General features: G+C 69.7%; 13 protein-coding genes. 10 read left to right on the forward strand and 3 right to left on the reverse strand.

Translation table 11 applies throughout. The annotated features are described in order from the left end of the window. The first annotated feature begins 16 nt into the window (after positions 1 to 16). From ACUZ2Y_RS02185 to ACUZ2Y_RS02210, 6 genes are all read left to right on the forward strand, one after another. On the forward strand, positions 17 to 979 hold the full coding sequence (locus ACUZ2Y_RS02185; RefSeq protein WP_476326380.1) for a carbohydrate ABC transporter permease: 963 nt from the start codon (positions 17 to 19) through the stop codon (positions 977 to 979). Next, entirely contained in the window at positions 976 to 1,857 is an 882-nt protein-coding gene (locus ACUZ2Y_RS02190) for a carbohydrate ABC transporter permease (protein WP_476326382.1), read from the forward strand. Before ACUZ2Y_RS02185 ends, ACUZ2Y_RS02190 begins: the two co-directional genes overlap by 4 nt. A 93-nt stretch (positions 1,858 to 1,950) precedes the next feature. Beyond that, positions 1,951 to 2,997, forward strand: a complete 1,047-nt coding sequence (locus tag ACUZ2Y_RS02195; RefSeq protein ID WP_476326384.1) for a zinc metalloprotease — start codon at positions 1,951 to 1,953, stop codon at positions 2,995 to 2,997. A gap of 10 nt (positions 2,998 to 3,007) precedes the next feature. Further along, complete coding sequence (locus ACUZ2Y_RS02200) at positions 3,008 to 4,051, forward strand: hypothetical protein (RefSeq protein WP_476326386.1); 1,044 nt, start codon at positions 3,008 to 3,010, stop codon at positions 4,049 to 4,051. Next, positions 4,051 to 7,113 (forward strand): AAA family ATPase, encoded by a 3,063-nt coding sequence (locus ACUZ2Y_RS02205; protein ID WP_476326388.1) that lies wholly within the window; start codon positions 4,051 to 4,053, stop codon positions 7,111 to 7,113. The genes ACUZ2Y_RS02200 and ACUZ2Y_RS02205 overlap by 1 nt, the downstream gene beginning before the upstream one ends. After that, positions 7,110 to 8,282 (forward strand): trypsin-like peptidase domain-containing protein, encoded by a 1,173-nt coding sequence (locus ACUZ2Y_RS02210; RefSeq protein ID WP_476326390.1) that lies wholly within the window; start codon positions 7,110 to 7,112, stop codon positions 8,280 to 8,282. Before ACUZ2Y_RS02205 ends, ACUZ2Y_RS02210 begins: the two co-directional genes overlap by 4 nt. A gap of 16 nt (positions 8,283 to 8,298) precedes the next feature. On the opposite strand, the gene ACUZ2Y_RS02215 is transcribed toward ACUZ2Y_RS02210, so the two are convergent. Together ACUZ2Y_RS02215 and ACUZ2Y_RS02220 are read right to left on the reverse strand one after the other, a co-directional pair. Then, complete coding sequence (locus tag ACUZ2Y_RS02215) at positions 8,299 to 9,747, reverse strand: PhoX family protein (RefSeq protein WP_476326392.1); 1,449 nt, start codon at positions 9,745 to 9,747, stop codon at positions 8,299 to 8,301. 44 nt (positions 9,748 to 9,791) lie between these two features. Then, entirely contained in the window at positions 9,792 to 10,337 is a 546-nt protein-coding gene (locus tag ACUZ2Y_RS02220; RefSeq protein ID WP_476326394.1) for a class I SAM-dependent methyltransferase, read from the reverse strand. A 57-nt stretch (positions 10,338 to 10,394) separates the two neighbouring features. On the opposite strand from ACUZ2Y_RS02220, the gene ACUZ2Y_RS02225 reads away from it, so the two are divergent. The 4 genes from ACUZ2Y_RS02225 to ACUZ2Y_RS02240 all read left to right on the forward strand — a co-directional run bounded on the left by ACUZ2Y_RS02225 (position 10,395) and on the right by ACUZ2Y_RS02240 (position 15,591). Beyond that, positions 10,395 to 11,213, forward strand: a complete 819-nt coding sequence (locus tag ACUZ2Y_RS02225; protein ID WP_476326396.1) for a hypothetical protein — start codon at positions 10,395 to 10,397, stop codon at positions 11,211 to 11,213. Positions 11,214 to 11,314: 101 nt separating this feature from the next. Further along, positions 11,315 to 11,866 (forward strand): phosphoribosyltransferase family protein, encoded by a 552-nt coding sequence (locus ACUZ2Y_RS02230; RefSeq protein ID WP_476326398.1) that lies wholly within the window; start codon positions 11,315 to 11,317, stop codon positions 11,864 to 11,866. A gap of 68 nt (positions 11,867 to 11,934) precedes the next feature. Then, complete coding sequence (locus tag ACUZ2Y_RS02235; protein ID WP_476326400.1) at positions 11,935 to 15,162, forward strand: S8 family peptidase; 3,228 nt, start codon at positions 11,935 to 11,937, stop codon at positions 15,160 to 15,162. A 21-nt stretch (positions 15,163 to 15,183) separates the two neighbouring features. Beyond that, entirely contained in the window at positions 15,184 to 15,591 is a 408-nt protein-coding gene (locus tag ACUZ2Y_RS02240) for a type III secretion system chaperone family protein (RefSeq protein ID WP_476326402.1), read from the forward strand. 46 nt (positions 15,592 to 15,637) lie between these two features. Here the strand turns inward: ACUZ2Y_RS02240 and ACUZ2Y_RS02245 are convergent, their stop codons facing one another. Continuing rightward, positions 15,638 to 17,497 (reverse strand): PA domain-containing protein, encoded by a 1,860-nt coding sequence (locus tag ACUZ2Y_RS02245; RefSeq protein ID WP_476326404.1) that lies wholly within the window; start codon positions 17,495 to 17,497, stop codon positions 15,638 to 15,640. Positions 17,498 to 17,567 lie beyond the last annotated feature (70 nt).

Here is a 17,567-nt window from a genome sequence, read left to right on the forward strand (position 1 = left end):
TCGCGGAGGGCAACCCATGGCCACACTCATCGGCGCGCCGGTCGATCCCAAGCCCGCCAAGCCCGTCGGTCGCAGACAGGGAGTCGGGAGGCTCGCCGCCCTGCTCGTGTCGCCGACCCTGCTGGTGCTCGGGATCGTCGTCGCCTACCCCATCGTGTCCGCCATCCGATTGGCGTTCTACCAACGCAATGAGGGCATCGACCCGGAGACGGGTGTGCTGGAGACGGGCAACAAGTTCGTCGGCATCGACAACTTCGCCGACATGTTCAGCGGCGCGACCGGCGCCAGGTTCCTCAACGCCCTGTGGAACACCACCAGCTTCACCATCGTCGCGGTGAGCCTGGAAGTCATCCTCGGTGTGCTGATGGCTTTGGTGATGCACAAGGCTTTCAAGGGCCGCGCGCTCGTCCGGGCCAGCATCCTGGTGCCCTGGGCGGTGCCGACCGCGATCGCGGGCATCCTGTGGCGGTGGATCTTCCAGGCCGACGGTGTGGCCAACGACCTGCTGCCCGGCGACCCGGTGCTGTGGACGACCGACGGTCCGCAGGCGTGGCTGGCGGTCGTCATCGCCGACACGTGGAAGACCGCGCCGTTCATCGGACTGCTTGTCCTGGCGGGATTGCAGGTCATCTCCAACGAGGTCTACGAAGCGGCCAAACTGGACGGCGCCTCCCCGTGGAAGACCTTCTGGTCGATCACCCTGCCGCTGGTGAAGCCGACGCTCATGGTGGCGGTCCTGTTCCGCATCCTCGACACGCTGCGGATGTTCGACCTGCCGTACACGCTGATCGGGCCGGGGAAGAACTCCACTGACACGGTCACGATCCTGGCGTTCGAGGAAGCGGTGAAGTTCACCAAGTACGGACCCGCGTCCGCGTACGCGATCTTCCTGTTCGTCTACGTCGCCGTCGTGGCGTTCGTGTTCGTCAAGCTGCTGGGCGCCGACGTGGTCGGCGCGCGGACCGGGAGGAACCGATGACCGCCACGCTGTCGACACCGCCCGCCACCGCCGCGACCCCACCACTGAAGCCGAGGAAGAGCGGCTGGCGCTGGCTGCCGTATGTGGGTATCGCGGCGATCGTCATCTACTGCCTCGCGCCGTTCTACTGGATGCTGGTGTCGAGTCTGCGGCGCACCAACGACATCTTCGCCTCCGAGCCCGTCCCGTCACCGTTCTCGACGGACTCCTACACGGCCGCGTTCTCCCCGGCCAACGGCTTCCTCCGCGCGCTCGGCAACAGCTTCCTCGTCGCCGGGACCACGACGGTGGCGGTCCTGATCATCGGCATCCTGACCGCGTACGCGTTGGCGCGGCTGGACTTCCGCTTCAAGAACCTGGTGCTGGCGATCATCATCACGACCAGCATGTTCCCCGGCATCTCGCTGCTGGTGCCGCTGCTTGACCTGTTCAGCAACATCGGCTGGATCAACACCTACCAGGCGATGATCGTGCCCAGCATGAGCTTCGCCCTGCCGCTCGCGGTCTGGAACCTCACCGCGTTCTTCCGCCAGATGCCGATCGAGCTTGAGGAAGCCGCCCAGATCGACGGCTGCACGCCCGCGCAGGCGTTCCGCAAAGTGATCCTGCCGCTGGCCGCCCCCGGTGTCTTCACCACCGCGATCATCACCTTCATCGCGTCGTGGAACGAGTTCATCATCGCCCTCTCGGTGGTCAACAAGAAGGAACTCAAGACCGCTCCTGTGATCACCAGCCAGTTCACCGGCACCACCCAGTTCGACGCCCCCTTCGGCACCCAGATGGCCGCCGGTGTCATCGTGACCATCCCGCTGGTCATCCTCGTGCTGCTCTTCCAGCGCCGGATCGTCGCAGGCCTGACGGCGGGAGGGGTGAAATAACGGGTCGTCACCGGCGACGACTCTGGGTGATTCACCCGTTCGCGCGTAGTGGGGGAGGCTAACCCGGCTCCACCGGGGAGCGATTCCTTCCATATGAACACACGAGTGGACGGGCAGGGCGCCGGTCTCGTGCTGGACGCGCTGCCGGATGAGTTGGTCGCATCCCTGGAGGTGCGTGACGCCTGGCGCGAGCGGGTCGCCGCGCACCGTGAGGGCCTGGAGTTCCTCATCGACGACCTGGCCCGCTGGCGGCCCGGCTCGGCCGTGCGGATCGCGTTCCTCGACGGCGACAAGGACCTGCACCGCGACATCGTCGACGCCACGGCGCAGATCACCGACGCCTGCAACCTGGAACTCGACTTCGGGTTGGACCCCGCCAGTGGCGAGTTCCGCCGGTGGACCGTTCTCGACACCGAGCACGCCGCGGACATCCGGGTCAGCTTCGACATGGGCGGCTTCTGGTCCCTCGTCGGCACCGACAGCAACGACAGCACGATCGGCGGCCCGGGCAGCCCGATCGGCGGCGGACCCGGCCAGCGCAGCCTCAACCTCGGCGGGTTCAAGTCCGCGAAGCCCAACCGATGGCAGGGCACGGTCCGCCACGAGTTCCTGCACGCGCTGGCGTTCAAACACGCGCACCAGAACATGCGCGGGCCGTGTGAGGACGAGTTCCGCTGGGACGACGACCCCGGATACGTCCCGACGAAGGACAACCGGGGCAGGTTCGTGCCGGACTCGAACGGGCGCCGTCCCGGCATCTACACCTACCTCGCGGGCGAGCCCAACAAGTGGCCGCGGGCCAAGGTCGACCACAACCTGCGCACCAAGGAGTCGCCGGACACGATCGCGGGTCCGTTCGACGCCAAGTCCGTGATGCTCTACCAGTTCGAGCCGTTCTTCTACCACTCCGCGCCGAGCGCGTGCGCGCCGACCGGGAACGGTCTCGACCTCTCCGATGGGGACAAGCGCGGCCTCCAGCTGCTCTACCCGCACGCCGCCGACGAGCTCTCCGACCTCGCCGGGCGCGCGGAGTCCAGTTTGGCGATCATGGGCGCCGGTCAGGAGGCCGACCTCGACCAGTCTCCTTATCTGACAAGGGTTTTCGACTTGCTCAACGGGATGGTGGGCGTGACGGACTAAGGCGGGCGCGGTGCTTCTGACCGACGAGCAGCACAAACAGGTCGTTTACCTGATCACGGAATTCCTCGGCGAGGGCAGATATGGCCGCCTCGCCAGGGACCTGTTCGGCCCGGAGGCGCTGCGTGCCGTCCCGGCGGGGCTCAACCCGCACAACCACGCCAAGTGGTTGCTCGACTGGTCGCTGGCGCTGCCCACGGCCGACACCTTCGTCACCGTGGTGCTGCAGGTCGACGCCGCGGGCGAACTCCCCAAGGTGCACCAGCTCGTGCATCAGCTGCGGGCCGGGCAGATCGACTGGGCGGGCCTCGGCATCGATGAGCTGTGGATGCCCGCGGAGTGGCCGTTCGCCGACAGGGAGCCCCTGCGGAGCAGGCTGGGCGACATCGCCCGCGGTGACGGCCCCACCGCGTCGACCATCGACGGGCCCGCCGGGCACGGAAAGCGCACGATGTGCGCCTACATCGACCACTGCGCCCGGAGACACGGCGTCTTCACCCCCGTGGTCGAGCACCTGCAGCGGCTGCACGACAACCGGATGGTGGACTACGTCGCCGACCAGCTGCGGCTCAAGCTGGGCGTGGTGGTCCCGCCCGCGATCGACCCGGAACCCGAGCGCCGGGCGGTCACCCTCGCCGCGAATCTCGGCAGCTTCGCGGTGCACAGCCGCACCCCGGTCTGGTTCGTCGCCAACCTCGTCGAGCCGGAGCAGGACGCGGGCGTGCTGAAGTTCCTCGGTGAACTCCTGCGGCAGGTCCAGACGACCCCGCTGCTGGCCAAGAAGCTGCGGATCACGGTCCTGGCCGATTTCGCCGCGGTAGCGCTGGAGAACCTGCCGGCGATCAACGCCCGGTACACCCTCGCCGAGATCTCCGAGGCGGAGGTCGCCGGGTGGCTGGCCGCGGCGGTGCCCGGCAAGGACGAGGCCTATTACCGGCACACGGCCGACCAGGTGATCAGCCACGTGGCCGCCTTGCAGCCCACCCCGAGGATGCGGCTGCGGCTGCTGGCGCAGAAGTGCGTCGACGCGCACCGCGTGCTGCTGCAGGAGGCCTGATGGAAGGCGGCGAGCGGCTGCAGGAGCTGTTGGCGGTCCTGTTCGACGACCCCCGGGAGCTGCAGAGCTTCCTGGCGCTCGAAGGTGTGCGGGTGAGCACCCGCCCGGGTGGCAAGGGGTCGTCGTTCGCGGCAGAGGTGGCGATGGACCTCCTGCGCCGCGGGCTGGCCGACGAGCGGCTCTTCGCCGCGCTCGCCAGGCGTGCCCCCGATCGCGCCGCCGATATCGCCGACGTGGCCAGGTCCTTCCTTGGCGTGTCCGCTGTGGACACTCCGGTGGTACCCGAGCTGCCCCCGAAGTACGCGGACTTCGCCGCCAAGCTGAACGTCGCACTGTCGGACACGGCGGTCCCCACCGACGAGGAAGTCGCGCTCGACGCCGAACACCTGCCGTGGACCGCGGCCGTCGCGGTGCTGGGGCGGTTCCTCCCGGCGAAGCTGCGTCCGCTGCGGCCGACACCGACCTCGGCGGTCGCCATGCTCGCCGAGTTCAGCCACACCGACATCGACGGCAGCTGGATCCTGCTCGACGACGTCCGAACCCAGTGCCTGCGGCACCTCTGGGCGAGCGGAACCCTGGACGACGCGCTCGCGGTCAACGCCGATCTGCCCGACGCGGAGCGCGACAAGGTGCGCGAGCTGCTCGCGGGCACGCGTCCGCGCCTGGCGGGGCTCGGCACGGCCGAACTCGAGGAGTACGCCGTCGTCACCGGCTGGCTGGAGGTCGCAGGCGTCCTCGACGAGACCGTCGGCACCGAGGTCGACGCCACCCTGGAGCGACGGGCGCTGCTCGACCCGCTCCGGGCGTTGGTGGGCACCCACTTCCACGGCCGCGAACAGGAACTGGCGGTGTTCGACTCCTTCGTCCGCGGGGTGGCGAACCCGATGCTGCTGTGTCTGCGCGGGCCGGGCGGGGTCGGCAAGTCCAGCCTGCTCGGCAAAGTCCTCCTGGGACTGGAGCGCGCCGCGGGCGAGTACGCGGCGATCCCGTTCGCCTACATCGACTTCGACCGGGCGCGCAACGACCCGCGGGACCCGATCGGCCTGCTGCGTCAGATCGCACGCCAGCTGCGGCTGCTCCACGCGACCACCGAGGAGGCCCGCGAGCTCGCCGCGGCCGAAAGCGTCTACTGGGGCTCCGACCTGGAGAAGGCCTCGGCCATCCTCGACATCGATTTCGACCGCCATCCGGACCTGGCCGCGATGGTCGGCGTCCTCGCCGACCGCCTCTACAAGCTGATGTACAGCCACGGCAGCCCCGCCGGCTACCGAACGCCGCTCGTGCTCTTCCTCGACACCTACGAGGAAGTGCAGCTCAAGGGCCCGGGCGCGGTCCGCGACCTCGAGCGGCTCATCGAGCACCTGCTCGCCGCGCTGCCCGACATGCGGGTCATCGTCTCCGGGCGCGGCGACCCGACCACGTTCACCGGTTTCGAGAACCTGGTCCTGACCCTGGGGGAGTTGGAACCGCCCGCCGCGGACGCGGTGCTCGCCGACCTCGGCATCGCCGATCCGGCGCTGCGCACGACCATCGTGGCCAAGTTCGGCGGCCACCCGCTGACCCTGCGGCTGGCCGCGGAGGCGTTGGAGCGCACCGGGACCACGGCGTTCGACGACATCGCCGCGCGCGGCGACGCGCTCGCCGGGATCGCCATCGAGCAGGTCCAGGGGATGCTCTACGGGCGGATCCTCAGCCACATCGCCGACCCGGAGGTCCGCCGGATCGCCTACCCGGGCCTGGCGGTGCGGCGGATCACCGTCGGCGTGCTGCGCGACGTGCTGGCCGAGCCGTGCGATCTCGACCCCGACCACGCCGAGCTGATCTTCGACAAGCTGCGGTTCGAGGTCAGCCTGTTCGAGCTCGACGGGCCGGACACCCTGCGCCACCGCCAGGACGTCCGCACCCTGATGCTGCGGTCCATGATGGACGAACCCGCCCTGGCCGCCGTCGTGGCCCGCGTCCACCAGCGCGCGATCGACTACTACCACGCCCGCCCGGGCATCGAAGACCGCGCGGAAGAGGTCTACCACCGGCTGATGATCGGTGAGGACCCCCGCTACCTCGACCGCGTCTGGGAGCCCGGTCTGCGTCCCCTGCTCGCCCCCGCGCTCGGCGAGCCGCTGCCGCCCAGGGCGTGGACCTGGCTGAGCAGGCGCCTCGGCTTCGGCGAGACCGACGATCGCGCGGAATGGGACCAGCGCGACTGGGAGGCCGACGCGGAGGGGCGGGCGATGTCGTGGCTGGCCTCCGGCGATCCGGCGCGTGCGCTGTCGGTGCTCGCCGAGCGGACGGAGCGGCTTCCCGACACCAAGCTCCACCTCGTGGAAGTGCGGGTCAGGCTGGCGGCTGAGGACATCGAGGGCGCGGCGGCGGCCCTGGAGCGGGGGATGGCCGCGGCCGCGGAGTCCGACGACCGCGACACCCAGGTGGCCTTGGCCGAACAGGCCGTCGTCGTTCGTGGGCTGCAGCGCAACGGGTCCGGTGTGGTCAGCGCGGCGGAGTGGGCGGTGCGCGGCTGCGACCTGCTCGGCGACCAGACCCGCGGTGTGGACGTGCTGACCGACGCGGTCGGCATCCTGCGCGGACTCGACGACGGCTCCATCGTCGATGGAGCCGCCGACCTCGGCGGCGAGCTGGCGACCCGGTTCACCCACCTGTCGCGGTCCGAGCTGCTCGACAACGTGGACCTGGTGCGGCGCGTGCTGCACACCGCGGGCCCGTCGGACGACACCGTGCTGCACCACGCCGCGGTTCAGGTGGGGGACCAGACCGAGGCCGAGGACGGCGTGTTCCAGCACGACCCGTTCGCCGTCGCCCGGCTGCTCCACGCGACGTCGCCGGACGCGGCGCCCGCGCTCGCGGACCTGGCGGCCGAGGTCGGCTTGTCCGGCCGCGGCTGGAAAACCGAGGACCTGGCCAGCTGGGTGGTGCGCGCGGGCCGGACCGGCAAGGCGGTCGTGGTCGGGCTGGACTGGGCGCGCGACGCCGGTCAGGCCCGCCGGATGGTCGTCGACACCCTCGTTCGGCCGGTCACCGGCCCCGATGGCAGGAGCAGGTCATGACGTTCGCCTATCTGACATCCGACGAGCTCAGGGAAGTCCAGCTGGCGGCCGTCGCCCTGGGCTTCGCCGACGCGGACCAGAGCGCGGCGCTGACCGCGAACATCTCGCGCGCGTTCGTGGCCACCGCGACGCAGGGCGGCAACCCGATGGCGAAGCTGATGTCGCTGACCGCGCGGATGAACACCACCCGGGCATTGGTCTCGGGCGAGGTCCCGCTGCGGGAGTGGCTTGGCACGGCGATCCCGATGGCGGGCGGAGCGCCGGAGGAGATGGTCTTCCGGCGGGCGCTGGAGCTGATGTCCGCCGACGGCCGCGCGCGGACCTCGCCCGGCGACGACCCGGCGCCGGTGCTGGCCGATATGGACGATCTGCCGCGCAGCGACGGCGAACTCGAAGTCGTGATCTTCGAGGACGACACCCTCGACGTGGCGTTCCTGCACACCGGGACCGACGTGTCCCGATCGGTGGCGAAACTGTTGGTGCACCGGCATTTCGACGGCGTGCCCGCGACCCTGGCGGGTAACGTGCCCGACGTCGGCCACGGCACCGGCTGGATGATCGGGCCCGGCCTGCTGATCACCAACAACCACGTCGTCAACGCCCGCGTCGGCAGCGAACCGGACGCGAGCGCGGCCGACTTCGACCTGCAGGGCAAGGCGATCCGGGCGCTGTTCGACTTCTACACCCCGGACGCCGTCGTGCACGGCGCGGTCTCGGCAGGCTGCGTGGCCCACGACAAGGCGCTGGACTACGCCGTCCTGCGGCTCGCCCCGGACGCCTCGCCGCGGCCGCCGCTGCGGCTGCGGACCAGTCCGATCCTCAAACCCAAGGACCGGGCGCTGCGCGAGCGGGTCAACGTCCTGCAGCACCCCGGCGGCAACCCGATGCGCCTGGGGTTCCGCAACAACTTCGTCGTCACCGGGACCGCCGACCGGCTCAGCTACCTGACCGACACCGCGGGCGGGTCGTCGGGCTCCCCGATCTGCGACGACGCCTGGTTCGCCGCGGCGCTGCACCGCGGGTTCCAGACCATCACCGGCGGAGCGGTGTCGGTGTGGGGGCGGACCATCAACCAGGAGAACTACGGCACGCCGATCGGGAAGATCCTGGAACACCTGTCGGCGAACCACCCCGACCTGCGAGCGGAGATCCTCGCGGGACAGCTGTGAGCCAGTTTGTGAGCCCTCAGACCCCGATTTTGCCCCAGGGACCCCAGATCGCGAACGTCATGCCGCGGTTGGCCTGGATGTTCACGAACAGCGTGTGCCCGTCCGGGCTGAACGTCGACCCGGCGAACTCGTCGTTGAACCTGGGGACGCCCGAGCTGCTCACCAGCCGGTTGAGGGCGATGTCGAAGAGCTGCCCCTGCCGGGTGAGGCCGCGCATGTAGTTGTTGTTGCTGCCGTCCTCGCAGACGACAAGCGTGCCCCGATTGCTCGTGGTGACGTTGTCCGGGAAGTCGAGCACGTCCGGGCCGGGGGACTGGTATTGCAGCCGCAGGACCTGCTCGCGGGTGTCGTACGCCCAGATCTGGCCGGTCCCGTTGCCGTAGCCCAAGACCGTGTCCGGCCCGGTCTCGGCGGCGCCGCCGCCTTGGGTGGAGGTGAAGTAGACGACGCCGCGGTCGATGGCGGCACCCTCCAGCCGGGAGAAGAAGGCCGCGCCCTGGGCCCAGCCCTGGCTCGCGACGTAGGTGATCGCCTGGTTGTTGGTGGTGGGCGCGGTCTGGCCGGGGGTGTAGGGGAACGTCGGCGCCGGGTCCTCGATGTCGACCCAGTCGACCTGGTAGGTGGTGCCCGCGGGCTGCCCGGCCTCCAGGTGCGCGTTGGGTTGGCCCTTGACCCTGAGCATCTGCAGCCTGCCGTGGTTGTCCAGGCCGCCGGTCTCCATCGGGTCCAGTCGCGGCTTGTACCGGTAGAAGCCCGAGGGGAAGCCGAAATCGTCCTCCGTGAGGTAGAGCCAGCCGCCCGCGCGGTCGTAGGCCACCGACTCGTGCGCGAACCGGCCCGCCGCGGTGATCGGCTCACCGGTGGACTCGCCGTACGCGGGGACGTCGAAGATGAAGCCGTGCCGCTTGGTCAGTGGGACGTTGGACACGCCGGTGAAGTCCGGGCCCACGTCCGGGCCGTTGATGGTCTCCTCGCAGCTGATCCAGGAACCCCACGGCATCTGGCCGCCGGAGCAGTTCATCTGCGTGCCGTTGAGGCTGGTGTGGGAACGCACGACCTCGCCGTACCGGGTGACCTCCACGGTGGTGGTGCCGCCCATGGCTTTCGCGTCGTAGGCCTTGGACACGTCGCCGAACGCGGTGCCGGTGCCGTTGACCTCGTGGTTGCGCACCAGTATGACGTTGGTGCCACGGGCTTTGAACGTGCCCATGCCGTCGTGCCTGCCGGGCAGCACCGTCTCGTCGTCCAGGACGACACGGAACTCGGTGTCGTGGAAGGAGCGGTACTGGAAGCCGTCGGGCAGCCAGAGCCGCACGGCGCCGTCGCGCAGGTCGGGCACGGGGCCCAGGGGATACGACACCCCGGGCGCGGCGGCCGCACGGTTGACGAAGCCGAGGAAGGGGCCGCCGAGCAGTGCGCCCGCGACCGCCCCTCGGAGGACGGTGCGTCGGTCCATGTCCACCATCGGCTGATCCTGCGCCTTGATTACGGCTTGGCGCAAGGGTTCTGCTACCCGACTTTGTGGACCGACACCGCGTAGTCGCCGCCGGAGAAGGGGTCCCGGTCCCAGGTGGCGAACCGTTCGACCAGCGCCAACCCGGCCGCGGCGGCGTGCGCGTCGTAGTCGGCGACGGTGTAGCCCCGATCGAGGCTGAACCCGGCCACCAGCAGCCGCCCGACATGGCGTGCCACACCCGCGACGAGGGCCGCCTCGGTGCCCGGCGCGGTGAAGAGCGGGACGTTGCCCGCCATGATCACGACGTCGAAGGTGCGGCCGAGGTCGAGATCGGCCAGGTCCGACCGAACCCAGGTGATCCCGGGCGCGCGGGAGCCCGCGGTGGCGAGCATGGAGGCGTCGACGTCCACGCCGACCACCTCGATCCCGTGCCGGGCGAGTTCGACGCCCACCCGCCCGGTCCCGCACCCGGCGTCGAGCACGCTCCCGGGCGCGTAGGCCCGCACGAACGTCGCCTCACCGTGCACGTCGGCGCCGGTCGCGGCCAGCTCGTCGAACCGGCGCTGGTAGTCGTCGCCGTCCCATTGTGTGTCGCTCACGGGGTCACTGTCTCACCTGTCGGTGTTACCGTCCGGCTCTGGGACTGGGGAGGGTCGATGCGGGTGCTTGCCGTGGTGTTGGCGTTGATGTTCGTGCCTGGGCCGATCGCCCAGGCGTCGGAGCCGTTGAAAGTCCTCTACGTCGGCGACTCGGTCGCCGTGCAGAACTCGTCCGCTCTCGCGGCGGCGCTGGCCCCGGCGTCTTTGCGGGACGCGACACTGGGCGGGACCGGCATCTGCGACTACCTCGCGGGGACGCCGACTTGGCTGCCCGCGTCGGCGAAGTTCGACAACCTGATTCGGGAGGTCCGGCCCGACCTGGTGATCCTCCAGTTTTGGGGCAACGACTTCTACTCACCGTGCGTCGAACACACCCGGCGGGGTACGGAAACCTTCTACGACCAGTACCTGTGGAACGCCTTCTCCGCCCGCCGTGAGATCTCCGCGGCTGCGGACGCGGTGGGACTGGCCCGGCCGAAGCTGCTGTGGGTGCTGCAGGCGCCGATGCCTTCGCCGCAGCGGGATGTGCCCCGGCGGCTCAACTCGATCTACACGTATGCGGCGGATCTGGCGGGGGACCGGGTGAGCGACGCTGGGGCGTTGGTGAGTATGGCGGCGTATCCGTATGACAACTTGCCTCGGGACCGGTATGAGTTCACCCGGTTCTTGCCTTGCACGGAGGTGGAGCGGGGGACTTCGGCTTGCACTGAGCCGGAGGTTTTCGGTGGGGTGACACGGTTGCGGGCGGACAACGACGACATTCACTTCTGTTTGGACGGGCTTGATCCGAGTCGCGTTTGTGGTGGGGTGGCTCCGGGGATCAATCGGTATGTCGCGCGGATCTCTTCGGATGCCAAGGCATGGCTGGGTATTTAGGTTCGCCGGCCAGCTTTTGGCCGGTGGGCGCCTGTTTGGGTTTGGTTTTGACCCTTGCGTTTCGTGGGTGTGTGGGTCACCGCGTGGCTAGGGTTCCCGGTATGGACAGGCGGGACGCCATCGAACGTGTTCGAGCGGCGTTTGTGTGGCGGGGTGATCGGGGCGACGCCAACTCGTTCGCCGACGTCACCGGGTGGTGGCGGGATCCGGTCCTGCTTGGTGAACTCGGACCGCTGATCGCGGGTCTGTTCGAGGATGAGCCGCCGACTGTGGTGTTGGGAATCGAGTCCCGTGGGTGTCTGTTGGGGCCACTGGTGGCGGTCGCTTTCGGGGTCGGGTTCGTCGAGGTGCGCAAGAATCACTTGCCACTGGCCCACAGCGACGCCTGGGTTCGCCGCGACACGCCACCTGACTATCGCGATCGCCAGTTGACCCTGGGTTTTCCGCGCAGACTGGTGCGGCCCGCCGACCGTGTCCTGCTGGTGGATGACTGGATCGACACCGGCGGGCAGGCGATGGGCGCCCAGCAGCTGGTCCGCGATGTCGAGGCGGCCTGGGTGGGTGTCGCGGCGATTGTCGACGCGTTGGAGGGCAATGAGGTTCGGCGGCGGCTCGGGGTTCGGTCGTTGCTGAGCGATCGGCGGCTTCCTTGACCTTTGGCATCTGGTAACGAACTCCTCCATTCGTCTGTTGACGGTTGCCGGCGACTGCACTTGGTTGGGTGCACACGTCCGCTCGGGAGGTCGCGATGCGCCTGGTCACCAAGTTCGCCGCCATGGCCGCCGCGGTGGCGGCGGCGTTGGTGGGGGTGTCGGTGCCCGCCGGGGCCGCCGAGCCCGCCGTCGACGGGGAGTACCTCGGCGCCGTCACGCTGATCACCGGGGACCGGGTCACGGTCCGGCGGGTGGGGGCGCGGCTGGTGCCCGCCGTCGACCCCGCGGAAGGTCGCGAGCATGTGCATTTCGCGACCACCGGGGATGGGACCCGGCTGCATGTCGTCCCCTCCGACGCCTGGACGGACGTCAACGCGGGGCGGCTCGACCTTCGGCTGTTCGACGTCGCCCTGTTGATCCGGGACGGGTACGACGACAAGAACGCCGCCGCGCTGCCGCTGATCGCCGACAACCTCACATCTTTGAGCGCCGCCAAAGACGGGGACTTCTGGGTCCAACGCAAACAGTCCCGCGACACCGGCAAGCTGTGGCTCGACGGGATGCGCAAGCCCAGTCTCGACACCAGCGTTCCGCAGGTCGGGGCGCCGGAAGCCTGGCAGGGCGGGTTCACCGGCAAGGGGGTCACGGTCGCGGTGCTCGACACCGGGGTCGACGCCACCCACGCCGACCTGCGCGACCGGGTCATCGAGGCCAAGAACTTCACCGACGGCAGCCTGCGCGACGAGGACGGGCACGGGACCCACGTCGCCTCCACCATCGCCGGTACCGGGCGGGGCGACCGCAAGTACACCGGGGTCGCGCCCGACGCGAAGCTGTTGGTGGGCAAGGTGTGTGGGCCGCGCGGGTGTCCGGAGTCGGCGATCCTGGCCGGGATGCGGTGGGCCGCCGAGTCCGGTGCCAAGGTGGTCAACCTGAGCCTCGGCGGACCGGACGCGCGCGGGGATGATCCGCTTGAGGTGGGGGTGAACCAGCTCAGCGCCCGGCACGGGACGCTGTTCGTCGTCGCGGCGGGCAATGACGGGTCCTACGGCGCTGAGACGGTGTCCTCCCCGGCCGGCGCGGACGCCGCGCTGGCGGTCGGGGCGGTGGACGGTGCCGACGCGCTCGCGAGCTTCTCCGGGCGGGGGCCGCGCATCCACGACGCGGCGCTCAAACCGGACATCGTGGCGCCCGGGGTGAACATCATGGCGGCCCGGTCGCGCTACTCCTACGGGAAGCCGCAGGAGAAGTACCGGGAACTCAGCGGCACTTCCATGGCCACGCCGCACGTCGCCGGGGCCGCGGCCATCCTGGCGCAGCGGCATCCCGAGTGGACCGGCCGGCAGCTCAAAGCCGCCCTGATGGCCTCGGCCCATCCCATCGACGCCGGCAGCTACGAGCAGGGCGCGGGCCGCGTCGACATCGCGCGCGGCGTCAAGCAGACCCTTTACGCCGAACCGGCGGCGGTGTCGATGGGCAGGCAGGCCTGGCCGCACGACGACGACGCCCCGGTCACCAAGCCGATCGCCTACACCAACACCGGCGACCAGCCCGTCACCGTCCGGCTGACACTCACCACCGCCGGCCCGGGCGGCGAACCCGCGCCCGACATGTTCCGCCTGTCCGCGACCGAGTTGACGATCCCCGCCCGCGGCCAGGCCACCGTCCAGCTCACCGCGGACACCAAGGGCGACGCCGCGGAAGGCGCGTTCAGTGCCCGGGTCACGGCCGAGAGCGCGGCGGGCCGGGTCACCACGCCCGTCGCCATCGACCGGGAACCCGAGAGCTACGACCTGACCATCAAGACTCTCGACACCACCGGCGCCCTGTCCGACAACAACTTCTCGTTCCTCTTCGGCATCGATCCCTCGCGCTACCGGGGCGTCCCCACCATCGACGGCGTCGGCACCGTCCGCGTCCGCAAAGGCAGCTACCACCTCGATTCCGTCATCAACACCCCGCGACCGGACGGCGTGACCGTCAACTCCAACAAGGTCGTCCACCCCACCATCGACGTCACCGCCGACACGACCGTCGTGCTCGACGCGCGCTCGGCGAAACCGATCGCGGTCACCTTCGACCGGGCCGACGTGCGGCCCAAGGCGGTCGGCGCGGGCTACGGCCGGGTCAGCGGGGAACGGGCGGTGTTCACCGGGGTGCTCGGCGACACCTTCGAGCGGATCTTCATCGGCCAGGTCGGCGAACCGCTGCCCGACGCCGAGTTCGTCGCCGACATCGGCGGCGCCTGGGTCGTCCCCGACCGGTTCGGCGAGGTCACTCGCGCCGCCGTCGCCTACCACCTCGCGTGGTTCGACTACGGCCGACTGCCGACCGGGTTCGCCAAGCACGTCGTCGACACCGACCTCGCCGAAGTGCGCACCACCTACCGGGAGCAGGCCGACCGGCGCGGCGGAACGAAGATCTGGGTCGCGAAGGAACCCCGCCACGGCACGGCCGTCGGCTACGGCATCCCGTTCGAGCTGCCCCGCACCCGCACCGAGTTCCACAACGTCGACGACCTGTCGTGGTCGGCGGAGTTCCAGCAGTGGCGCAAGGTGCGCAAGTCCCTGCGCACCGAGACGGTCGTGACCGGTGGCGCCGTCGCCCACGAAGCCGGGAAGTCCTATGTGGATGAGTGGAACGCCGCGGTGTTCGGCCCGAGTTTCCGGGTCGACCAGGCGTTCCGGTCCCGCGACACGATGTCGGTGTCGATCCCGATGTACGCCGACGGCGGACTCGACCGGGTCGGTATGTCTGAAATGGACAGTGGATCGACCGCGCTGTTCATGGACGGCGTCAAAGTCGGCGAGACCGACACCGCGGGCCAGGGATCGTTCGACGTCCGGCCCGAGCAGGCGGCCTACCGATTGGAGACGACGGCGACCCGCTCGGGTGTGTCCCGTTACTCGACGTCGGTGTCGACCGCGTGGACCTTCACCTCCGTGCGCCCGCCGGACGCCGCGCCGGGGAAGGGCAAGGGCGGGGTGCCGCTCCCGCTGATGGTCGTGCGCGCGGCCCCGCAAGGCCTCGACGACGGCAACCGCACCGCCGCCGACGCGGCGAAGGTGCCGGTGACCGTCCAGTGGAACAAGGGCCTCGACCCGGTGGCGCTCACCTCGCTGACCGTCGAGGCGTCCTACGACGACGGACGCACCTGGCGGGCGGTGCCGGTCGCCGGAGGAGTGGCGGCGGTCGATCATCCGCGGTCGGCCCGATTTGTCTCATTGCGCGCGAAAGCCGCCGACGCCGACGGGAATACCGTGGAGCAGACCACACTCCGCGCCTACGGGGTCTGAATCGTCCCTAAGATGATCGCCATGGCGACATGGGGCGATCTGGCGGCGTACGTCAACGAGACCTACGACGTGCTGTCCGAGGATGAGGGCGAGATCCGCATCCTGTTCAACTTCGAGCACTACGACGACGAGGACGAGCGCACCCAGGTGATCTTCCTGGCCCGCGAGGTGCTCGACAAGCAGCACGAATGGGTGCAGATCGCCTCGCCGGTCGGCCTGGCCGACAAGCTCGACCTCAAGGCCCTGCTCACCGAGGTCGGCCACACGACCATCGCGTGCGGCGCGGCGATCATGGGCGACCACGTGGTGCTGCGCCACGCGCTGCCGCTGGCCACGCTGGACCTGCACGAGTTCACCGAGCCGCTGAGCCTGCTCGCGGGCACCGCCGACCAGATCGAGGAGATCTTCTCCGGCGGCGACGAGTACTGACGCGAGCGCGGGCGGCGCCGAGACCGGCGCCGCCCGCGTCACTCACTCAGCCGTTGAACTTGAACACGTAGAGACCGAAGTCCCGGTCGCTGCCGAGGATGTACTTCACTCCGTTCTCGTCCTTCCAGACCTCGACGCCCCAGAAGTTGTTGCCGCCCTCGTCGATGAAGGCGCCGACCTCCTGGATGCCGTTCTTCCCGTAGTTCACCACGCGGAATCCCGCGGCGTAGTACGAGATGTAGGCGAGGTTGCTGTTGTCGGGGTCCATCGCGACCTCGTGCACCGAGAGGTCACCGAATCCGGTCGCGTACGCCGGGTCCTGCGACTCCGGCACGGCGTAGGTGTCGATCTGGGTGATCGACCCCGGCCCGCCCTGGCGCGGGATGTTCGTCGAGAAGAGCCGGACGTAGCCCCAGCCGTCGAACACGGCCTGGATCGTGGTGGATTCACCTGGGCCAGGCAGGGGGCTCGCGGTGGTGCAGGCGTTGGCCTCGGTCACGCCGGGCACGCCCAGCAGCTTGAGGCCGTTGAGCCGGTTGACGAACACGTACGGGATGGTCCCGCTCGCCAGCATGGTCACGCCTGCCAAGCAGTCCGCGCGCATGTTCTGGAACACGATCCCCGCCGAGTAACCGGCGGCGGTGATGTTGTTCAGCTTGATCTGGAACGAGCACGTGCCGCGTTCGGCAAGCGCGGTTCCGGTGCCCGCCGGGAGAGCGGCGCACGCGTCGCCGACGTAGGTGACCTGGCCGCTGATCGTGGTGTCCTGATCGATCGGCGGGGTGTCACTGGCCTGGACCGCGATGTAGGACTGGCCCGCGTAGGGACCGGAGTCGATCGTCGCGGTCACCCGGAACGGGTTGAAGTCCTCGTCGGTGCCGATCATGAACTTGTTGTTCGGCGACAGTTCCGACTGGTGGGCGTTGCCCTCCGGCGAGATCGAGTGCCCTCGGGCCAGCCGCTCCTCGTCGAGCAGGGCGTAGTCGGACTCGGCGATGAGCGAGACCTTGCCCGGGCGCGGGTCGGTGACGTCGAGCAGGACGTAGCCGCCGTCCCAGTAGTTCACGTTCATCACGTACCGCTGGCCGATCTTGGTGACCATCATGTCGTGGCTGAACCGCGAGGTCAGGTTCGACGGGGTCGCCTGGTCGACGCCGAACAGGTGCACCAGGTCGAGCTGGTCGTTGACCATCACCGGGTGGAACGGGTCGGTCATGTCCATGATGTCGACGTCGGCGAGTTCCTCGTCGTCCACGAGGACCACGTAGGTCTTGCCGTCGAACTCGTTGGTCCACATCCGCATGCTGTGCGTCTGGTTCGGCGCCGGGTCGGTCGCGCCGCTCGGGTTGCTGAAGTCGCCGGCGTGCAGGGCGACCGGCTTCGGGTCGCGCGGGTCGGTGACGTCCCACAGCGAGATGCCGCCCCGGTTCGGCGGCGCCGGGGTCTGGCCCGGGCAGGTCTCGTTCTGGTGGGCCAGCAGGTCGCCGGTGAAGAACGCGTTGGCGACGCGGTGGACCTGGATGCCCTCACCGGCGTAGGAGCCCGCGGTGGTCGGGATGAACGCGTCGAGGACCTCAGTGGGGTTGGCGGGGTCGGAGATGTCCATGACGTGCACGCCGGCCTGCTCGCACGTCGGCTCGCGGAACGCGGTGAGGTAGGCGTAGTCGCCGTGGGCGGTGACGTCGGCGACGCGGCCGGTGTTGCCGGTACCGGCCGGGTTGGTTACCTCGCCCTTGCCGACCAGGGTGACGTTGTTGTTGACCGGCGGGAGGTGGCCCTCGTCGCCGTCGTGCTGCTTGTACATGCCGTCGGCGACGCCCTCGCCGGGGAAGTCCTCCCGGCCGCCGCCGGGATGGTCGGGGTGGGCGCTCGACACGCCCGTGGTCAACACACTGGCAACAAGCACGGCAGCGCCGAGTAGGCCGGTCCGTCGTGCTCGCGATCTGCGCGGGTCACGCATTTTCGCCTCCGGGTAG

The sequence above is a fragment of the Actinokineospora sp. UV203 genome (genome assembly GCF_056323665.1).